The organism is Shewanella sp. (assembly GCF_013214165.1).
Taxonomy (GTDB): Bacteria; Pseudomonadota; Gammaproteobacteria; order Enterobacterales; family Shewanellaceae; genus Shewanella.
Genome location: NZ_JABSSM010000160.1, coordinates 1 through 3011, shown reverse-complemented (window position 1 = coordinate 3011; position 3011 = coordinate 1). Strand labels below are relative to the sequence as shown.

The 3011-nt window shown below is 44.2% G+C and carries 5 protein-coding genes and 1 CRISPR repeat array; of the genes, 4 read left to right on the top strand and 1 reads right to left on the bottom strand.

Annotated elements, in window-relative coordinates; translation table 11 throughout:
* Positions 1-150 precede the first annotated feature (150 nt).
* Positions 151-597: direct repeats of the CRISPR family, unit length 28 nt; unit sequence GTTCACTGCCGCACAGGCAGCTTAGAAA.
* A gap of 460 nt (positions 598-1057) precedes the next feature.
* The 4 genes from HRU42_RS20815 (at position 1058) to HRU42_RS21225 (ending at position 2204) form a co-directional block, all read left to right on the top strand.
* Positions 1058-1204 (top strand): hypothetical protein, encoded by a 147-nt coding sequence (locus HRU42_RS20815; protein WP_295033974.1) that lies wholly within the window; start codon positions 1058-1060, stop codon positions 1202-1204.
* A 163-nt stretch (positions 1205-1367) separates the two neighbouring features.
* Complete coding sequence (vapB, locus tag HRU42_RS20810; protein WP_295033972.1) at positions 1368-1601, top strand: type II toxin-antitoxin system VapB family antitoxin; 234 nt, start codon at positions 1368-1370, stop codon at positions 1599-1601.
* Positions 1602-2000 carry a tRNA(fMet)-specific endonuclease VapC gene (gene vapC, locus HRU42_RS20805; RefSeq protein ID WP_295033970.1) on the top strand — a complete coding sequence of 133 codons (399 nt, stop codon included), beginning with the start codon at positions 1602-1604 and terminating at the stop codon, positions 1998-2000.
* Positions 2001-2066: 66 nt separating this feature from the next.
* A complete protein-coding gene (locus HRU42_RS21225; RefSeq protein WP_367227203.1) occupies positions 2067-2204 on the top strand; it encodes an LPD1 domain-containing protein in 138 nt (45 codons plus the stop codon).
* Positions 2205-2459: 255 nt separating this feature from the next.
* Here the strand turns inward: HRU42_RS21225 and HRU42_RS20800 are convergent, their stop codons facing one another.
* A complete protein-coding gene (locus HRU42_RS20800) occupies positions 2460-2600 on the bottom strand; it encodes a hypothetical protein (protein WP_295033969.1) in 141 nt (46 codons plus the stop codon).
* Positions 2601-3011: the final 411 nt, after the last annotated feature.

The window sequence follows — 3011 nt, the reverse complement described above, 5'->3', positions numbered from 1 at the left end:
TATGATAGAATATTTGAGTGTTGTTTGGCGTAGTAAGAGGGCGGATTGATACATCATTAAGTTTTTCAGGCAGTAGTCGGCATTGGCCATCTTCCTTAGAATAAGAATGGATGTCTTGGTTATATTATCTTGCTGATTTGGTGTGTGACTGTTCACTGCCGCACAGGCAGCTTAGAAAGTCAAGACTTGGTACTACACGAAACCTATCATGTTCAGTGCCGCACAGGCAGCTTAGAAAGTACCGACGTGTTTAACGTTGGCGCCGTGCCGGTTCACTGCCGCACAGGCAGCTTAGAAAATGAGTCGCCAATTTTCGTTTACCCCATACGGTTCACTGCCGCACAGGCAGCTTAGAAAATCATGGCATTAACAGAAGTCAGGCTCAGATTGTTCACTGCCGCACAGGCAGCTTAGAAACCCACCGCGATCAACGCGTAGAACCCGCACCCGTTCACTGCCGCACAGGCAGCTTAGAAAGTAATAATTTAGCTTTGGTTTCATTAATTGAAGTTCACTGCCGCACAGGCAGCTTAGAAATTCAAGGGCTCCAATGCTGATGGTGTGATGCTGTTCACTGCCGCACAGGCAGCTTAGAAATCTATATGCATCGGGGCTGAAGCCCCTCCTACGAGGCAGCTTAGAAATCTACCCCCATCTTAACGTAAGTGATCAATATAGGACGGGCTTGCAGGAGACTAAGAAGTCTGCATCAGGTCTGATGTGAGTGGGTTGTCGGCAAACTTAGGAATACGGCCTATATTGATCGCTTAATCATCTGTAGGTGAGCATTGCTTTATAGTAGCAAGCCATCACATTGGATAGACTAAAAAAACCTCCGAACTTACATATTTAATGACAGGGAACATGAGCTTTTGCCAGTCGTATTCGATGAGTGTCACTTACAAAAGCAAACTTTTTAGCTGGTTTTACTTGCTTTACACCAATCTTTAAAGCCGCCGATTAGCTGCCTAAATGATCATAAAAACATACTCAGACTATAACGAAGTTCAAGATTTAATAGAGAAAATAGCAGCGTTACAACTAGTGGGAAACTGAAATGAAGCGTGGCGAAATAATTGAGTTTGAACTGGGTGTGCGTTGCCCTCATTGCGAAGAAATTAGCGCAGTTTGGCAAGATGAGTTGAGGGCGAAAGAAGCTCAGTGTAAGCACTGTTCTGAGTCATTCTTAGTTGAAATAGACTAATAGGCAACTTGAATATGGCGACTAAACGCAATGCTTGAGAGTATCGGTGAAGTAATTCGTCGATATCAATGAGATGAAAACCTTCGTTAAAATGCTATATACACTTGCGCTATACTTGAGGCGCTATATACTATGTGTATATAGTTTTTGTAGGAGTAATATGATGAATGTAGCATCAGTTTTTATTAACAATCGAACCCAAGCAGTACGTTTACCCGTTGATAGTCGTTTTCCCGAAGGTATTAAGAAGGTTAACGTTAGAGTGGTAGGTAAAGATCGGATACTTTCACCCATGGAAAACACATGGGACAGTTTTTTCCTGTCTCAAACTTCCGTGACAGATGATTTCATGACAGAACGCGCCAGTCAGAAACAAGCAGAGCGGGAATCGTTCTAAATGCTTAAATATATGCTTGACACCAACATTTGTATTTATGTCATCAAGAGAAAGCCTTTGGAAGCAATGCAGGCATTTAATCTCCATGTAGGACAACTATGTATCAGCTCTATCACGTTAGCTGAGCTTTTACACGGAGCCTCGAAAAGCGCAAAGTCAGAGCATAATTTACGGGTTGTAGAAGACTTCGTTTCGCGCCTGGATGTTTTGGATTACGGAGATAAAGCCGCCGCTCATTATGGAGATGTTCGAGCGGATTTAGAACGGAAAGGCACCCTGATTGGTGTAAATGATCTCCACATTGCGGGTCATGCTAGAAGTGAGGCTTTGATCATAGTGACCAACAATGAAAAAGAGTTTGTTCGCGTAAATGGTTTGCGGGTCGAAAACTGGATTTAACACAGGTATCCGCTCGGAAGTCATAGAGGCTTTCAAAGCTGTGAGAAAAGCTATTGGCCATAGGGGGTGCAAACTCGCTCAAGAGAGCTAGATAAGCGCAGATTTCAACCCTATTGGGCCACCAATATTGAGCTGGCCGCGCGCTCATTTGAAAGCTTGGTTGTTGCCAAACTGGAAAAAAGGGTCAGAGTAATGATTTCTTAGCGAATATTAACAGTGAGGGAAATTGGGACGCTCACGATTCATCGAACAAGGATGCGGTTGAAACTTACCCCTATCCTAAGCTAGATGAAATGCCTGCTATCAGTGAGGCGTACCAAAACCTAATCGACACCCTTAACATCGGGAAACCGACAAAGGAATTCAATTATATTCACCTGGAGCTAATTATGAGTACAACACCCCAACTTATCGAGTAAGAAGCCCGCTAAGGGTAAACATGAGAAGTTCCTGCTCGACTTATTCGCCGTCTCCGCCGTACGGCAATCGAAGGCTCACGCCGCCTTCGCCGATCACTTCCAAATCAAATACCGACACGCCGAAGCCGGAGCAATAAACACAGGGTTTGATACCATTACCAGCCGCGAAGAAGCGGCTCATGTCTGCGCTCCATTCCGCAAACACACAGATATCGCCAGCCCGCCCAGCTGTAAGGGCTTTGCAAGGATCGAAGATCTGCAACGATCGCGGTTTATTTCACTGTTTTACAGTTCGACACCGGGGGATTGAGGGCGATGGCTAACGTGAAAGCCGCATTAGCACTGGGTTGTGTCTGTTTTACGTGGGGTTTTAGCAAGGATGATGGAAATGCAAACAAGGTATCAAACCTATGAAAGACATTCACTTAGATAAAATAAAAATGAAATGAAAATTTTTATGCTGTTAGAGATACGAATGAGGGAAAGAAGGCCGCGGTGGGCAAAAAAGCATATGTGCGTGGGCAATTTGTGGACATCGAGATATTACAAAAGATTAGTTAAAGCTGGAATCCATGCTAATCGAGAGGCGTGA